Origin of the sequence: Halobaculum sp. D14, from assembly GCF_051195135.1 — an archaeon.
GTDB lineage: Archaea > Halobacteriota > Halobacteria > Halobacteriales > Haloferacaceae > JBNTKA01.
In genome coordinates, this window is record NZ_JBNTKA010000002.1 from 319,023 (window position 1) to 332,757 (window position 13,735).

Sequence of the window (13,735 nt, forward strand, 5' to 3'; positions counted from 1 at the left end):
CTGGCTACCCAACTTTAAAGCCGACGCTCCCGTAGTAATTAACATGGCAGCTGATGGCAAGGCCTCGGGTGATGGGCCGCCGGCGGGTGGTGAGGACGGAGGGATGGACGACCCCTCCCGACGACAGATAATCAAGGGGGTAATCGGCGGAACGCTGGTCGCCGCCAACGCCTACCTGTTCAACAACATCCGGCAGGCGTCCGCGGAGACGGACGGCGAGGCGCCGGGCGTCCGCGAGCGGGTGTCGAACCAGCTCAAACTGAACGTCAACGGGAAGACCCGGTTCGTGAAGGTGGAGGACCAAGAGCGGCTCGCGGAGACGCTCCGCTACAAGCTCGGACTCACCGGGACGAAGTTCGGCTGCGACCGCGCGATGTGCGGCGCCTGCACGGTCGAGGTCGACGGCGACCCGATTTACGGCTGCACGTACTTCACGCGCGACGCCGTCGGGAAGGACGTCACGACCATCGAGGGGCTGGAGTCCGACGGCCAACTCCACCCGCTTCAGGAGTCGTTCATCGAGGAGCTCGGCGGGCAGTGCGCCTACTGCACGCCCGGCATGATCATGTCCGGGAAGAACCTCCTCGAGGAGAACTCGGACCCGACCCGCGAGGAGGTCAAAGAGGCGCTCTCCGGGAACCTCTGCCGGTGCGGGAACTACGAGAACGAGATTCAGAGCGTGCTGAACGCAGCGGAGAAGATGTAACTCATGGCGGACAACCAGTACGTCGGCCAGGACTTCGAGATTCCGGACGGCCGCGCGAAAGTCACCGGCGAGGCGAAGTACGCCGACGACTACCTGTTCGACAACGCGCTCGACGCCAAGACGGTCAAGTCGCCGTACGCGCACGCGAAGGTGCAGGACATCGACACGACGGCCGCCGAGCAGATGGCGGGCGTCGAGGCCGTCATCACGTACAAGGACGTGCCCGGCACAGACATCGGCCAGCCGATTCTGGCCGAGGAGCCGCTCGTGTACGGCTACCCGGTCGCCGCGGTCGCGGCGAAAGACGAGTACACGGCCGCGGCGGCGGTCGAGGAGATCGACGTCGAGTACGAGGTGCTCGACCACGTCGTCGACCCGGTGGAGACGCTGAAGCCGGGGTCGCCGAACGCCCGCCCGGAGGGGAACGCGCCGACCGGCGAAGCCGGCGGCGAGAGCGCCGAGGGGCAGGGCGGCGCCACCAACGCCGTCGGCACCATCAAGTGGAAGAACGCCGACTTCAGCGAGCGCTTCCCGAAGAACCCGGGGAAGTACCCGCTGAAGTGGTCGTGGGGCGACGTCGAGAAAGGCTTCGAGAAAGCCGACCACGTCGTCGAGGACACCGTCGAGTCCCAGCCGTTCGCGACGAACCCGCTCGAACCGCGGTCCACCGTCGCGCACTGGCAGTCGAACGGCTCCGTGAAGGTGTGGGGGTCCAGCCAGAGCATGAGCATGACTCACACGGGCCTGGCGTCGATGATCGGCGTCAGCCCGGCGAACCTCACCTTCATCAACAACTTCACCGGCGGCGGCTTCGGGTCGAAAGGGACGAGCTACCCGCAGATGGGCGTCCCGGCGCTGCTGTCGAAGGAGCTGAACCGCCCCGTCAAGATTCGCGGCACCCGGAAAGAGGAGTTCCACTGGGGGAACGGCCGGTCGACGCTCATCGCGAAAATCAAGGTCGGCATCACCGACGACGGCACGATCACCGCCCTCGACATCCAGGGCATCGCGGACTCCGGGGCGTACTCCGCCGACGCGCTCTCGACGCTCAGTTCGGCGTACAACTCCATCTCGCAGTGCTGGCAGCCCGAGACGCTCCGCGTCCGCGGCATCGGCGTCTTCACGAACACGCCGAAGCGCTGGCCACAGCGCGGCCCCGGACAGAACCAGGGCGGACTCGTGATGTCGCAGGTCATCGACGAACTCGCCGAGGTCGCCAGCATCGACCCGCTGGAGCTCCGCATGCAGAACACGCCGTCGCAGGGCGACCCGGCCGGGCCGACGCGGGCACCCATCACGAGCGCCAACCTGAAGGAGGCGTACGAGATGGCGGCCGAGGACATCAACTACGAGGAGAAACGCCGGCGCTCCGGGACCGTGGAGGGCTCGAAGATCTACGGCGTCGGCGCCGGCACCGCCTCCCACCACTCCGGCTACATCGGCTTCGACGGCCTCGTCGCCGTCCACACCGACGGCACCGTCGAGGTCCGGCAGGGCGCCGGGAACCTCGGGACGGAGTCGTTCGCCGCCGTCGCCCGGATGGTCGCCGAAACCATGGACGTCCCGTGGGACCAGGTGAAGGTGCAGTGGGGCCGCAGCGACCAGGCGTCGTTCACGCTCGGCCAGTTCTCCTCGAACACGACGTTCACGACGGGGCTGGCGAACGTGAAGGCCGCAGAGACCGCGATGGAGTACCTCCGCGAAATCGCGTCGCAGACGCTCGGCGGCGCGCCGGACGACTACGAGGTCACCGGCGGCGAAGTCGTCAACACCCAGACCGGCGACAGCATGACGCTGGCGCAGGCGGCGCAGGCCGCAGTCGAGATGGGCGGGAAGTACACCGCGGAGACGGTGCCGACGAAGTACCAGGAGAGCCTGGTGCCGCTCACCATCGCGGCCGCACAGGACATCAAAGGCGAGAGCCTCGTCGCGTTCGGGAAGTCCACGTCCGAGGACCTCGACGGCTTCGTGACGTCGTTCGCGGGCTGTATCGCGGAGGTGTCCGTCGACCTGCAGACCGGCGAAGTCGCGGTCGAGGAGATCGCGAACTACGCCGACTCCGGCCGCATCATCCACCCGGAGGGGCACAAAGCGCAGGTGGAGGGCGCGACCGTCCAGGCCATCGGCTACGTCCTGATGGAGCACTACCTCCACGACGACGACACCGGGATTCCGCTGAACACTGACTTCTACAAGAACAAGCCGCCGGCGATTCAGGACTACTCGGAGACGGAGTTGAAGACCGGCGGCGTCGACAACCCCGACCCGTACGGGCCGCACGGCGCGAAAGGCGTCGGTGAGCCGCCGTACGGCGCAGCGGCCGCCGCGGTCGCCAGCGCCACGCGTGACGCGCTCGGCGTGACGTTCGACACGTTCCCGCTGAGTCCGAGCGAGGTGCTCGAGAAGATTCAAAGCGAGGAGGTCGACATCTGACCATGCAACAGGACATGATTCCGCCGCTGAAGCACGTCGACGCGACCAGCGTCGACGAGGCGGTACGACTGCTGAGGAAACACGGCGACGACGCCGCGACCATCGCCGGCAACACCGACGAGATCAACTGGATGAAAAACCGGATGCGGATGCCGGAGGTACTCGTCGACCTGAAGCCAATCGACGAACTCGCCGGTATCGAAGAGACCAGCGACGGCGGCCTCAAGATCGGCGCGCTCACGACGCTGTCCGACGTGGAGTCTCACGGCGCCGTCAGCGGCCACTTCTCGGTGCTCGCCGACGCCGTCGGCGAGGTCGCGACGCCGCAGATTCGGAACCAGGGCACCATCGGCGGGAACCTCTCGCAGGACTCGCGCTGCTGGTACTACCGGAGCGGCTTCGACTGCTACCGCGCCGGCGGCAACACCTGCTACGCCATCACCGGCGAGTCCCGCGACCACGCCGTCACCGACTACTCGCGGTGCATCACGGCGCACCCGTCGGACGGCGCGGTGGCGCTGATGGCGCTCGACGCGAAGGTCGTCGTGAAGGGCGCCCGCGGCGAGCGCCGCGAACCGCTCTCGGAGTTCTTCGTCGGCCCCGAGGAGAACATCACGGTGATGAACGACCTCGCACACGACGAGATCCTGACGCACATCGAGGTGCCGAGCGACTGGCGCGACGCCAAGTTCTACTTCGAGAAGGTCACCGACCGCGAGTCGTGGGACTTCCCCATCGTCAACATCGCGGCCGCCGTCAAAACGTCCGGCGGGTCCGTCTCGGACGCCCGGCTGGTCAGCAACGGGCTGGCGCCGACGCCGAAGCGCCTCCGGAACGCCGAGCGGTCCATCACCGGGAAGCCGCTCACCGAGGGCGCCGCCGACAAGGCGTCCGACACGGTGCTGCCGAACGCCGCGCCCCAGCCCGACAACGAGTTCAAGGTGCAGCTCGCGGACAACCTCGTCAAGCGCGCCCTGACCGGCGTCCAGTAGCCCGCCGACTCACGCCGCGTCCGCGCTGCGTCCCGCGTCGTCCCGCCTCACGCCTCCCGCGCTCCGTTTTTCGCTGCCGCCGCTTCCGGTTCTTCGAGTCCCGGGGAGTCACGCGTCCGTCCGGTTCGCGACCGCCGCGAGGTCGAAGTCGTCGAACCGGCGGGCGTAACTCGGCACGTCGCCGAGCGTCCGGAACCGGACGCTGACCGTCACGGACTCGCCGGGCCGGAGCGTCCGCGTCGGCCGGGACTGCCGGGCGCCGATGACCGACCGGTTCGCGTCGTAGAACGTCGCGACGACCCGGGAGAGTTCCCGCGGCCGGTCGCCGATGTTGACGACGGTGCCGCCGACGACGACGCGGTCCTGGCCGCGGCTCTCGACGTGCTGGTTCCGGACGACGAGCGCCGAGTCGACGTCGCCGCCCTCGCGGAACGACACGGAGACGTCGTAGTCGTCGACCGCGGACTCGGTCGGCAGGTGGACGTCGAACGGCGCGGTGGCGCCGGCGGGAATCGTCGTTCGGAGCGTCCGCTGTGTCGCCGACGCCACCCGGTCGCCGTTCCGGTAGCCCGTCACGGTGACCGTGACGTTCGTTATCGGTCCGTTCCGGCCGTTCGCGACCTCGCCGACGACGGTCGGCCGGCCGGTCCGGTCGAGGTGAACCGTCGACCCCTGCACCGACACCTCGCCGGCCGTCGGCGCGGCCGGAACCGTCCCGTTGACGGCCGCCTCGATGCCGACGAAGCCGCCGTAGACGAGCAGCCCCGAGGCGACCGCGGCCGCGAGCACGACCCGGTAGTTCGTCATGGAGCCGGGTACGTGCCGGAGCGCCGTGGGGCTGCCGGTCCCGGAACCGCGACCCGGCCGGACGGCCGGCGGTTCGGACGACCGACCGCCGCCGCCGCGACGTTCCGGGGACGGTGGATTCTTTGGTGCGTCGGCCGGGTGTACGGGTGTGCAGACGGAGATTCACGTCTACGGCGACCCGCTCGACCCTCGCGGCTGGGTGACGGAGCCGGCGCTCCGCGCGCTGGACGCGGCGCTCGGCGACGCCGACTGGCGGTTCCACCCGACCGTGCTCGTCCCCGACTGGGCGGCGTACGACGGCCCGGAGTTCCCGGGCGGGAAGGGGTCGGTCGCCGCGGTGTGTTCGCGGGTCAGCGAGGAGAGCGGGATGCCCATCGACGAGTTCCTGTGGTTCGACGACCCGCCGGCGACGTCCGCGCCCGCGTGCCGCGGCGTCGTCGCCGCCGCCGAGCAGGGCGCCGAGGCGGAGCGGCGGTTCCTGCGCGCCGCGCGGGAGGCGACGTTCCTGCGGCGCACCAACCTCGACACCGAGTCCGCCGTGGTCGACCTCGCCGCGTCGGTTCCGGGCGTCGACGCCGACGGCTTCGCGGACGACGTCGCCGACGCGGCCGTCCCCGACCCCGACGCGTCGGTGCTGGACGTCACCGGCGTCGACGCGGCCGGCGACCGCCCCGCGCTGCCGACCGTCGTGGTTCGCGGCGACGAGGGTGAACGCGGCGTCTCCGGGTGGGCCGACTTCGACGAACTCGCGCACGTCGTGCAGGCGGCCACCGGGTCGGCGCCGCCGTCCCCGTCGCTGACCGTCGCGGAGGCGCTCGACCGGTACTCCGCGGCCGGCTGGCTCGCGCCCGCCGAACTCACGGCGCTCACCGGCGAGTCGTACGACGACGCCGCCGACGAGGCCCGCGCGGACGACGACGTCGTCGAGCGGTCGTTCGCGTCGGAGCCGTTCTTCCGGGCCGCCGACTACGTCGCCGACGAGGAGCCCGACGCGACCGACGAGCCGGCCGGTGACGGAGCGGAGGGGACGCCGGGCGCCGAGGCGTCCGGGCAGCGGGACGCCCCGGTCGAATGACGGTCCGCGTCTTCGAGCTGCGCGGCGTCTACGTGTTCCGGTTCGACGGCGACGTGCCGCCGTCGCTGGCGCGCCACTACAACGACCGCGAGGACCGCTACGAACTGCCGACGGCGGACGCGCTCGACGACCTGCCCGTCGCGTACGACCGCGTCGACGACCCGGACCGCTTCCGCGTGTCGTTCCGCGGCGACCCGCCCGAGGACGTCGCCGACGCGGCGCTGCTCGTCGACGAGGGCCCCGTCTCGTCGACGGTGCTGTGCCCGGACGAGGACGCCGTTGAGGCCGCGGTCGCTGCGGGCGGCGAGCGCGTCGAACCCGACGGGTAGCGGACGAGACGGACGGAGAAAACGGACGCTTCAGTTTCGCGGTTCGCGGCGAGACGGGCCGCGTCCGTCAGGAGAGCCGTTCTGCGAGGTGGCTGCCGACGTAGCTGAACACGGTCCACGACAGCAGCAGCATCAGCAGCACCGCGAACGTCACCGGCCACACCGACACGCCGATGTTCGCGGTGATGAACGTCGGCCAGACGCCGGCGAGGCCGGTGAGCAGGACGACTAGTGCGACCGTCAGCGCGCCGAAGGCGCCGGAGAGGGCGCCGCGGAGGTGCCCGGTCTCTTCGTCGGTCGACAGCCGGTCGGCGACGCTGCCGCCGACGAGCGGCCACCCGACGAGCAACACGGCGAACCCGACGACGTCGCCGACCTGCAGCACGAAGACGTGGAGCAGGCCGAGGAGTGCCACGACCCCGCCGCCGATGACGTCCGGCGGCGCGGGAAGCGCGTCGGGACGCGAACGGCTGGTGTCTGTTGCCATGCGTCTAGGTTCCCCCGGAAGCAGTATAAACGTACCGCCCCCGAACGTCGCCGCCGTCTCCCGAATCGAGGGTTTCGCGGCGGTCGCGTCGACGGCTCAGTCCGCGCGCTCGGAGCGGGGCTCGTACCGCTTCACGGCGTCCCAGTACTCCGACGGCGTGTCGATGTCCACGAAGATTCGCTCGTCGCCGACCGGGACGTCGCGGGTGTCGGTGTCGTCGGCGTACACGACGGCGCGTGCGCCCTCGTCGGCCGGCGCGTCCAGCAGGGCGTCGAACGTGCTCGCGGCGAACAGCGGCGGATGCCCGCGGCCGCCGTCGACGGTCGGATGCACCACGTCGGCGTCGGCGTGCTCGCCCGCGAACGCCTCGCGGAGCCGCTCGACGACGCCGACCGGAATCAGCGGGTAGTCGACCGGCGACAGGAACAGCCCGTCCGCGTCTGCGGCCCGCGCGGCGCGGACGCCGGCGGTCACCGACGACAGCATCCCGGACTCGTAGTCGTCGTTGCGGACGACGGTCGCCGCCGACAGGTCCGCGCGGGCGACGACCTCCTCCGCCTCGTGGCCGACGACCACGACGACGTCGTCGACGCCGGCGGCCCGGTACGTCTCGACCAGCCGCTCGACGAATCGCTGGCCGTCGACCGTCAACAGCGGCTTCGGGAAGCCGCCCATCCGCGTCGACTCCCCGGCGGCCGTGACGAGGCCGACCAGGCGGTCAGGCATCCGAGCCGTCCGCCGCGACCCCGTCGGCGTCCGCGTCGGCGTCCTCGGCGTCCCCGTCCGGGCGTTCGAGGTGGTTCGTGAGCTCGTCGAGGAAGAAGAACTTCATCAGCACCGACTGGAACACGGACATCCCGTTGAGGTTGTCCGCCTGCCGGGACGTGATCTTGTCCTGCTCGCCGAGCAGCGACAGCACGGTCCGCGCCTCCTCGACCTCGTCGGCCATCGTCGCCGTGAACCGCTCGTACGTCTCCGTGTCGAACTGGTCGTGCTCGTCGGGGACGGCGGTCGCGGCGTCGAAGCCGGCGCCGAGCGCCTCCTCGAACTGCGAGACGAACTTCCGGACCTGGTCGTTCGGCGACTGGACGGCCTCCCGGCCGACGCCCTGGCCGGCGAAGGAGATGAGGAACTCGTAGGCGGTCTCGATTCGTTCGATTTCGTCGCGGAGATCTGAAACTGGTGTGTCGGTCATGGGTGTGGATTCGGTCGCTGCGGTGTTCAGTCTGACTCTTCGGTGCGGAGCCGCCACGCCCCCGTCTCGGTCCGGGCGACGTCGCCGTCGGCGTCGAGTTCGCGGAGCGACAGCCGGCAGGTGTCCGCCGACAGGTTCGCCGCCGCGGCGACGTCGGCGAGGTACGCCTCGCCGAACGTCGACAGCACCTCCCGGACCTGCGGCGCGTAGTCCTCGTTGCTCCACTGCTCGGCGGCGCGCTGTTCGACGCCGTACGACTCCATCGCCGACCGGCCGTGAATCTGCGCGCGCCAGTTCAGGTCGCCGAGGTCCGGGTCGATTCGGCGCAGCACGTCGACGAACTCGTCGAACCCGGTCGCCGGGTCGACGACGTCGACGTACTCGCCCGACCGGATACAGACGAGCGGCGGCGCCGGCACCGTCGCCTGCGGCCCGCGTCCGGCCTCGTCGCCGTTGCTGTCGCGGTCGTCGTTGCTGCTGCGGTCGTCGTCGCTGTCGCGGTCGTCGTCGCGGCTCGCTCGTGCGGTCGGGTCGCCGTCGCTGTAGAGCCGCGGTGCCAGCGGGAGCGTCGCCGGGTCGCCGCGGACGCCGACGTCGTCGTCCGCGAGCAGGCCGCGTGCGACCTCGGCGTCGCGGCCGACCGCGGCGGCCGCACGGCGGCTTCCGACGGCGTCGCGGACCGCGTCCGGGTCCACGCCGTCGACGTCGGCGGCGACGTCGGCGAGCGCCTCCGCCGACGCCGGGGGTCGACCGGCGGCGAACGCCTCGCCGGCGAGCCGGTGGAGGTACGCGAGCGCCCGGTCCGCCGCGGCGTCGCGGACGCCGACCAGCGCCTCGCAGGCCGCCCACGACGACGGAACCCCGTCGCGGAGCGCGTCGGCGTCGACCGGCAGCCCCGCCGCGGTGGCGGCCCGCTCGGCGTCCGTCGCGGCCGCGTCGGCGTCCGGGCCGTCGAGCGGTTCGGGGTGCGCGACGACGGGCCGGACGGTCCACGCGACCTCCGGGAACGCGTACTCGACGTGCCGAATCACGGGCTGGTGGCGCCACTGCGCCGCCGCGAACGGGTCGCAGAACAGGTCCGCGTCGACCCGCGTCATCTGCGCTGGCCCGGCGCAGCCGGCCCGGAGCGCGAACGGCGCCCCGGCCGCTTACTCATCCTCGGTCCGCGGGTCAGGGTCGCCGCCGTCGGGCGCCTTCTGCGCGCCGACCTGCCAGCTACTCGGGGAGTACTTCTCGGCGTACTCCTGCACCGACACCGTGCCGGTGATCATGCTGGCCGTGATCTCCCACTCGTTCGGCCGCAGCGCGAAGTAGACGTGGCCCATCACGAGCGCGACGAGGCCGATGGCGAAGAAGTCGTGGAACACGAAGCTCCACGACACCAGCCCCGGGGCGTCGGCGGTGCCGAGGCCGAACTGGACGCCGAGGAACGAGAACTCGCGGGTCGCCTCCCACAGCGGCTTCAGGTTCACGCGCCGCAGCAGCACGAACCCGGTGAGGATGACGCCGAACGTCGCGCCGGTGACGCCGAGGTGCAGGAACTTCTGCGCGCTCGGGTACTCGAACTGCCGCGGGTACTTCTCGGTGACGCCGATGAGGTTCTTGAACCGCACCCAGAGGTCTTTCAGCTCCTTCGTCCCGATGAACATCTTGTTCCAGGTGCCCTTTGAGGCGACGTGAGCGACGTGGAAGATGACGTAGCCGATGAGGACGACGGCGGCGACGATGTGGACGGTCAGCCACGACAGCCCCGGCACGATCTTCACGGTCACCTCGGTGTTCATGATGATGAACCCCGAGAGCATCAGCGCGAAGATTGACAGCGCCATAATCCAGTGGGAGGCGCGCTGTGCGACGGTGAACCGCTGAATCTCGTCTATCCCCTGCGACCGGAGCGACTCGACGACTTCGTCCTTCGACGGCTCGTCCCCCGTCGCCGACGGCGTCGTCGGGTTCCAGAGCTCCCGAAGGATGTAGTGACCCAGGAAGGTGAGCGTCGCGACGAACGCCAGGACGAGCAGGACGTCCCAGGACAGCCCGACGATCACTTCCTGTCCGGCTCGGCGCGCGAACCGGAAGAGGTCGATTCCGAATGGCATGTGTCATAAGTTGCCACGTCGAAACTTAAATGTACGCCCACCGGAAGCGGGCGACGACCGCCGGAATCGCTTGCCGGAGCCGGTGTCGGCCGCCCCGACCGCCGCGGCGAACGACGCCCCGACGACTTCACCTCGCAGTTGACAGAACGGCTCTGCGGCGCCGCCGCTGGGTCGAACGAACGGGCTTATCTGCCGCGGCGGCGTCGCGCCGATATGAACTGTCGGCGGTGTGGCTCGGCGCTCGAGAAGCCGGGCGACTACTGCTTGCGCTGTGACACCGCCAACTGCGACGCCGTCGTCGCGGCGTTCGACTCGGACCGCGCCACGCTGACGATGCTCGACGGCGACGACGTCGTCGGCGAAACCACGGTGACGACCGTCCCCGACGACGGGGCGCGCACCCGGCCCGCCCAGCTCCGCAACTTCGCCGGCCGCGTCGCCGACGAGATTCGGCGCAAGCGCCCCGACACCGTCTACGCCGCCGGCGAACGCGCCCCGATTCGGGAGACGCGCGCACAGCTCCACTACGAGTTCTTCCGCGTCCCCGACGACGACCCGGTCGAGGCGACCATCGAGAGCCGCGGGGAGCCGTCGCTCGCCGTCGTCGAGAAGGCGCCCGCCGAGAAACTCGGCGGCTCGCACTCCACGCTCATCGGCGGCCGCACCGGCCGGAACGCCATCCGAACGGTCGCGGAACACCCGCACGTCAAGAAAATCATCCCCGGCCCCATCGACGCCGGCGGGCAGGGGTCGCGGACCGGGCTGCGCGCGAAAGTCACGCGCGCCGACCAGCACGGCAACGTCCGGCTGCTGCTCCGGGACGGGTCGAGCGTCCAGGAGAACCGCGTCGTCACGACCGCGAGCGAACGCGACGTCGGCGAACGCGTCCGCGACGACCTCAACGTCGCGCTCGAAGAGGCCGGGTTCGCGTAGCCGGCGGTCGACGGTCGGCGTGGCGGTGTCGCGGCGGCGCGGACGCGCGTCGACTTCGCGGGGTTTTTAGGCTCGTCCGGCGAATCGGCGTGTACTATGGCCGAGAACAAGGCGCGAACCGTCGGGAGCGCCGGGCGCTTCGGCGCGCGCTACGGGCGCGTCGCTCGCCGGCGCGTCTCCGACATCGAAGACGAGATGAACAGTGCAACCGTCGACGGCGACTCCGTGAAGCGAGTCGGCACCGGCGTCTGGGTGAACGAGGAGACCGGCGAGAAGTTCACGGGCGGCGCGTACCGGCCGGAGACCCCGGGCGGCCGCAGCGTCAAGCGCAGCATCCGCGCGGCGCTCGAAGAGGAAGGGGACGCCGACGAGTAACCCAAGTACCTCCGTTACATATCTCCACCAGATGAGCTACAAGTGTTCCCGGTGCAAGCGCGACGTCGAACTCGACGAGTACGGCGGCGTTCGCTGCCCCTACTGCGGCCACCGCGTGCTCCTGAAGGAGCGCGCCCGCGACGTGAAGGAAGTCGACGTCAGGTAGCGCGCCGATGCCCGCGCCGACCGACCGCGGCGCCGACGACGCCGACGACGCGGACGTCGACCCCGCCGACTACGACCACCGGACCGTTCTCACGTTTCCATACGCCGACGAGCGGCGCGCCCGCACCGTCCACGACGCCGTCGCGGTCGAGCGCGGCGAAATCGACGACGACCGGTCGACCGCAGAGGCCGACCGCGTCGGCGACGCAGTCGAGGTGACCGTCCGCGCCCGCGACCTCGTCGCGCTCAGGGCGGGGACGAACACGTGGCTCCGACTGGTCGGCGTCGCGGAGGCGGTCGCTGACGACGCAGCGCCCCCGGATTCGCCGGCCGGGGGCGGTGCGGACGCCGCGGATTCGGCAGACGACTGAATAACCGGGTTTTTCACGCCGAAGCACGTCGGCCCACGTATGCAGGGTAATCTGCCGCCGGAGGCGCAGGAGAAGATCGAGGAACTGCAGGATCTGCAGGAGCAGGCCCAGCAGCTCGCCGAGCAGAAACAGTCCACGGAGTCGTCGCTGGCGGAGGCCCGGACGGCGCTCGACGCCATGGACGAAGTCGACGAGGACTCGACGATGTACCGAGAGGTCGGCGAGGTCCTCATCGAGACGAACTACGACGAGGCGTACGACGACCTCGAAGAGAAGGTCGACACGCTGGAGATGCGCGCCGAGCGCTTCGACAAGCAGGAGTCGAACGTCCAAGAGCAGTTCGAGGAGCTCCAAGAGGAGCTGCAGCAGATGCTTCAGGGCGGTGCGGGCGGCGGTCCGGCCGGCATGGGTCCGGGCGCCGGCGGCGCGTAAATGGCAGGCGACGACGCATCGGCCGACGACGAGCCGAGCGACGAGGAGGTCGTCCGGACCGCCGCGGAGGCGGCCGAGGGCGTCATCCTCTCGCGGTACAAGCAGGCTGATCTGCGGGACTTCGACGTCACCGTCACCTTCGAGGACGGCGTGCTCGACGTCGACGTCTACATCAATCCGCCCGAGGACGCCGACGCCGACGCGGACGCCGTCGCCGAGGAGGCGGCGCAGACCGCCGGCGACGCCGTCGACGACCTGTTCGACGAGGCGTAGGCGTCCACCTGCGTTTCTCGGCGGCCGCTTCTCGCGTGACTCATCGAGGAGCGGCGGCGCTGCCGGACGGCCGGTCGCCGGAACGCCTCGAATCCGGTCCGCGTCCCGCCGTTGAACGGTACTAGAGACTTTTGCCGGTACAGGACTATGATAACATATGGCAATACGAGGTGACGGGCCGAGCGCACTGAGCGGCTACCAGGAGCGGCTCCGGAGTCGCGTGCGCTGCGTCGAATGCGGCCGGGTCGACGTCGGCGCCGACTGGACGACCGGCTTCCGCGACGGACGCGTCGTCTACCGCCACGTCTGCCCGCGGTGCGGCGCGGTCGCCCGCCGCGAACTCAGCATGCTGGAGTGACGCCGACCGCGACCGGCTTCCCGTCGGTCACGGGGAGTCGGCGATGAGCGTCTCGTCGACGAGTTTGCCGACGGCGCGGCGGATGAGTTCGGAGACGGACTGTGGGGCGACGTCCAGTTGCTCCGCGAGGTCGGCCTGCGTGGCCCGCCGCGGGACGTCGAAGTAGCCGGCGTGGTAGGCGGTGGTGAGCGCCGCGTGCTGCCGGTCGGTGAGCGCGTCCGCGAACGGCCGGCCGTTCGGGTCCGCGTCGGTCCTGGCGACCCGCTGGACGTCGACGTCGACGTCGTGCGTGACGCAGTCGGCGAGGAACGACGACAGTTCGGTGCCTTCGGCGAACCGGACGGTGAACTCCCAGCCGTCCTCGGAGCCGCGGCCGGACAGAATCGTTCCGTTGGCGTCCCGAATCGGGCCGAGCACGCCGCCGTCGACGGACGACCAGGTGACCCGGTAGAGCGCGTCGTCGCTGTCGGCCGCGAGCCGCTCGACCGACGCCACCGACGGGTCCTCGTCGGCGGCGGCCTCGAATGCTGCGGTCGACGTATCGGTCACGTGAACGGTGGGAACGATCTGGTCTGCGGTCGGCACCAGTTCTTCGAGAACGACTTCGGCCCCGGTCGCGCGGAGCGTCGAGGTCAGCATGAATCCGGCGCTTGCTGTCGCGATGTCGACGACTCGGGCCATGCGGCGCGAATTGGTGCGCCGTGT

19 protein-coding genes are annotated in these 13,735 nt (G+C 70.5%); 12 read left to right on the forward strand and 7 right to left on the reverse strand.

The genetic code is table 11. From position 1 onward, the window contains the following. The first annotated feature begins 43 nt into the window (after positions 1-43). The 3 genes from ACQUST_RS07385 to ACQUST_RS07395 are packed head-to-tail and all read left to right on the forward strand — an operon-like array spanning position 44 to position 4,131. Positions 44-706 (forward strand): (2Fe-2S)-binding protein, encoded by a 663-nt coding sequence (locus tag ACQUST_RS07385; protein WP_435126889.1) that lies wholly within the window; start codon positions 44-46, stop codon positions 704-706. 3 nt (positions 707-709) lie between these two features. Next, positions 710-3,139 (forward strand): xanthine dehydrogenase family protein molybdopterin-binding subunit, encoded by a 2,430-nt coding sequence (locus ACQUST_RS07390; RefSeq protein WP_435126891.1) that lies wholly within the window; start codon positions 710-712, stop codon positions 3,137-3,139. 2 nt (positions 3,140-3,141) lie between these two features. Then, on the forward strand, positions 3,142-4,131 hold the full coding sequence (locus ACQUST_RS07395) for an FAD binding domain-containing protein (RefSeq protein ID WP_435126893.1): 990 nt from the start codon (positions 3,142-3,144) through the stop codon (positions 4,129-4,131). A gap of 108 nt (positions 4,132-4,239) precedes the next feature. On the opposite strand, the gene ACQUST_RS07400 is transcribed toward ACQUST_RS07395, so the two are convergent. Beyond that, entirely contained in the window at positions 4,240-4,938 is a 699-nt protein-coding gene (locus ACQUST_RS07400) for an FxLYD domain-containing protein (protein ID WP_435126894.1), read from the reverse strand. Between the two features lie 148 nt (positions 4,939-5,086). Between ACQUST_RS07400 and ACQUST_RS07405 the strand changes: the two genes are divergently transcribed. Together ACQUST_RS07405 and ACQUST_RS07410 are read left to right on the forward strand one after the other, a co-directional pair. Continuing rightward, positions 5,087-6,013, forward strand: a complete 927-nt coding sequence (locus ACQUST_RS07405; protein WP_435126896.1) for a DsbA family oxidoreductase — start codon at positions 5,087-5,089, stop codon at positions 6,011-6,013. Further along, positions 6,010-6,342, forward strand: a complete 333-nt coding sequence (locus ACQUST_RS07410) for a hypothetical protein (protein ID WP_435126898.1) — start codon at positions 6,010-6,012, stop codon at positions 6,340-6,342. The genes ACQUST_RS07405 and ACQUST_RS07410 overlap by 4 nt, the downstream gene beginning before the upstream one ends. Positions 6,343-6,409: 67 nt before the next feature. Here the strand turns inward: ACQUST_RS07410 and ACQUST_RS07415 are convergent, their stop codons facing one another. The 5 genes from ACQUST_RS07415 to ACQUST_RS07435 form a co-directional block, all read right to left on the reverse strand. Beyond that, entirely contained in the window at positions 6,410-6,829 is a 420-nt protein-coding gene (locus tag ACQUST_RS07415; RefSeq protein WP_435126900.1) for a hypothetical protein, read from the reverse strand. A gap of 96 nt (positions 6,830-6,925) precedes the next feature. Further along, complete coding sequence (locus ACQUST_RS07420; RefSeq protein WP_435126901.1) at positions 6,926-7,555, reverse strand: nucleotidyltransferase family protein; 630 nt, start codon at positions 7,553-7,555, stop codon at positions 6,926-6,928. Further along, positions 7,548-8,024, reverse strand: a complete 477-nt coding sequence (locus ACQUST_RS07425; protein WP_435126903.1) for a hypothetical protein — start codon at positions 8,022-8,024, stop codon at positions 7,548-7,550. Before ACQUST_RS07425 ends, ACQUST_RS07420 begins: the two co-directional genes overlap by 8 nt. Before the next feature lie 26 nt (positions 8,025-8,050). After that, on the reverse strand, positions 8,051-9,121 hold the full coding sequence (locus ACQUST_RS07430; RefSeq protein ID WP_435126905.1) for a hypothetical protein: 1,071 nt from the start codon (positions 9,119-9,121) through the stop codon (positions 8,051-8,053). A 51-nt stretch (positions 9,122-9,172) separates the two neighbouring features. Continuing rightward, positions 9,173-10,123 (reverse strand): cytochrome b/b6 domain-containing protein, encoded by a 951-nt coding sequence (locus ACQUST_RS07435; RefSeq protein ID WP_435126906.1) that lies wholly within the window; start codon positions 10,121-10,123, stop codon positions 9,173-9,175. Positions 10,124-10,336: 213 nt separating this feature from the next. Here ACQUST_RS07435 and ACQUST_RS07440 point away from each other — a divergent pair, with 213 nt between their 5' ends. The 7 genes from ACQUST_RS07440 to ACQUST_RS07470 all read left to right on the forward strand — a co-directional run bounded on the left by ACQUST_RS07440 (position 10,337) and on the right by ACQUST_RS07470 (position 13,030). Continuing rightward, a complete protein-coding gene (locus tag ACQUST_RS07440) occupies positions 10,337-11,056 on the forward strand; it encodes a DUF2103 domain-containing protein (RefSeq protein ID WP_435126908.1) in 720 nt (239 codons plus the stop codon). A 96-nt stretch (positions 11,057-11,152) separates the two neighbouring features. Further along, the gene (locus tag ACQUST_RS07445; protein ID WP_435126910.1) at positions 11,153-11,431 is read left to right on the forward strand and encodes a 50S ribosomal protein L37ae; all 279 of its coding nucleotides are present in this window, start codon (positions 11,153-11,155) and stop codon (positions 11,429-11,431) included. Between the two features lie 31 nt (positions 11,432-11,462). Further along, positions 11,463-11,597: a DNA-directed RNA polymerase subunit P gene (locus ACQUST_RS07450; protein WP_435126912.1), complete on the forward strand. Its 135-nt coding sequence runs from the start codon at positions 11,463-11,465 to the stop codon at positions 11,595-11,597. A 7-nt stretch (positions 11,598-11,604) separates the two neighbouring features. Then, the gene (locus ACQUST_RS07455) at positions 11,605-11,967 is read left to right on the forward strand and encodes a KEOPS complex subunit Pcc1 (protein WP_435126914.1); all 363 of its coding nucleotides are present in this window, start codon (positions 11,605-11,607) and stop codon (positions 11,965-11,967) included. A gap of 39 nt (positions 11,968-12,006) precedes the next feature. Continuing rightward, positions 12,007-12,399, forward strand: coding sequence for a prefoldin subunit beta (locus ACQUST_RS07460; protein ID WP_435126916.1), 393 nt, complete (start codon positions 12,007-12,009; stop codon positions 12,397-12,399). Beyond that, positions 12,400-12,672 (forward strand): DUF3194 domain-containing protein, encoded by a 273-nt coding sequence (locus ACQUST_RS07465; RefSeq protein ID WP_435126918.1) that lies wholly within the window; start codon positions 12,400-12,402, stop codon positions 12,670-12,672. 157 nt (positions 12,673-12,829) lie between these two features. Beyond that, a complete protein-coding gene (locus ACQUST_RS07470; protein WP_435126920.1) occupies positions 12,830-13,030 on the forward strand; it encodes an HVO_0649 family zinc finger protein in 201 nt (66 codons plus the stop codon). Between the two features lie 27 nt (positions 13,031-13,057). Here the strand turns inward: ACQUST_RS07470 and ACQUST_RS07475 are convergent, their stop codons facing one another. Next, complete coding sequence (locus ACQUST_RS07475; protein WP_435126922.1) at positions 13,058-13,711, reverse strand: helix-turn-helix domain-containing protein; 654 nt, start codon at positions 13,709-13,711, stop codon at positions 13,058-13,060. Between the last annotated feature and the right edge of the window lie 24 nt (positions 13,712-13,735).

Bases quoted from the DNA above. Each gene is read 5' to 3' on its own strand.
- ACQUST_RS07385 (WP_435126889.1), top strand. From the start codon at position 44: ATGGCAGCTGATGGCAAGGCCTCGGGTGATGGGCCGCCGGCGGGTGGT.
- ACQUST_RS07390 (WP_435126891.1), top strand. From the start codon at position 710: ATGGCGGACAACCAGTACGTCGGCCAGGACTTCGAGATTCCGGACGGC.
- ACQUST_RS07395 (WP_435126893.1), top strand. From the start codon at position 3,142: ATGCAACAGGACATGATTCCGCCGCTGAAGCACGTCGACGCGACCAGC.
- ACQUST_RS07400 (WP_435126894.1), bottom strand. From the start codon at position 4,938: ATGACGAACTACCGGGTCGTGCTCGCGGCCGCGGTCGCCTCGGGGCTG.
- ACQUST_RS07410 (WP_435126898.1), top strand. From the start codon at position 6,010: ATGACGGTCCGCGTCTTCGAGCTGCGCGGCGTCTACGTGTTCCGGTTC.
- ACQUST_RS07415 (WP_435126900.1), bottom strand. From the start codon at position 6,829: ATGGCAACAGACACCAGCCGTTCGCGTCCCGACGCGCTTCCCGCGCCG.
- ACQUST_RS07420 (WP_435126901.1), bottom strand. From the start codon at position 7,555: ATGCCTGACCGCCTGGTCGGCCTCGTCACGGCCGCCGGGGAGTCGACG.
- ACQUST_RS07425 (WP_435126903.1), bottom strand. From the start codon at position 8,024: ATGACCGACACACCAGTTTCAGATCTCCGCGACGAAATCGAACGAATC.
- ACQUST_RS07430 (WP_435126905.1), bottom strand. From the start codon at position 9,121: ATGACGCGGGTCGACGCGGACCTGTTCTGCGACCCGTTCGCGGCGGCG.
- ACQUST_RS07435 (WP_435126906.1), bottom strand. From the start codon at position 10,123: ATGCCATTCGGAATCGACCTCTTCCGGTTCGCGCGCCGAGCCGGACAG.
- ACQUST_RS07440 (WP_435126908.1), top strand. From the start codon at position 10,337: ATGAACTGTCGGCGGTGTGGCTCGGCGCTCGAGAAGCCGGGCGACTAC.
- ACQUST_RS07445 (WP_435126910.1), top strand. From the start codon at position 11,153: ATGGCCGAGAACAAGGCGCGAACCGTCGGGAGCGCCGGGCGCTTCGGC.
- ACQUST_RS07450 (WP_435126912.1), top strand. From the start codon at position 11,463: ATGAGCTACAAGTGTTCCCGGTGCAAGCGCGACGTCGAACTCGACGAG.
- ACQUST_RS07455 (WP_435126914.1), top strand. From the start codon at position 11,605: ATGCCCGCGCCGACCGACCGCGGCGCCGACGACGCCGACGACGCGGAC.
- ACQUST_RS07460 (WP_435126916.1), top strand. From the start codon at position 12,007: ATGCAGGGTAATCTGCCGCCGGAGGCGCAGGAGAAGATCGAGGAACTG.
- ACQUST_RS07465 (WP_435126918.1), top strand. From the start codon at position 12,400: ATGGCAGGCGACGACGCATCGGCCGACGACGAGCCGAGCGACGAGGAG.
- ACQUST_RS07470 (WP_435126920.1), top strand. From the start codon at position 12,830: ATGGCAATACGAGGTGACGGGCCGAGCGCACTGAGCGGCTACCAGGAG.
- ACQUST_RS07475 (WP_435126922.1), bottom strand. From the start codon at position 13,711: ATGGCCCGAGTCGTCGACATCGCGACAGCAAGCGCCGGATTCATGCTG.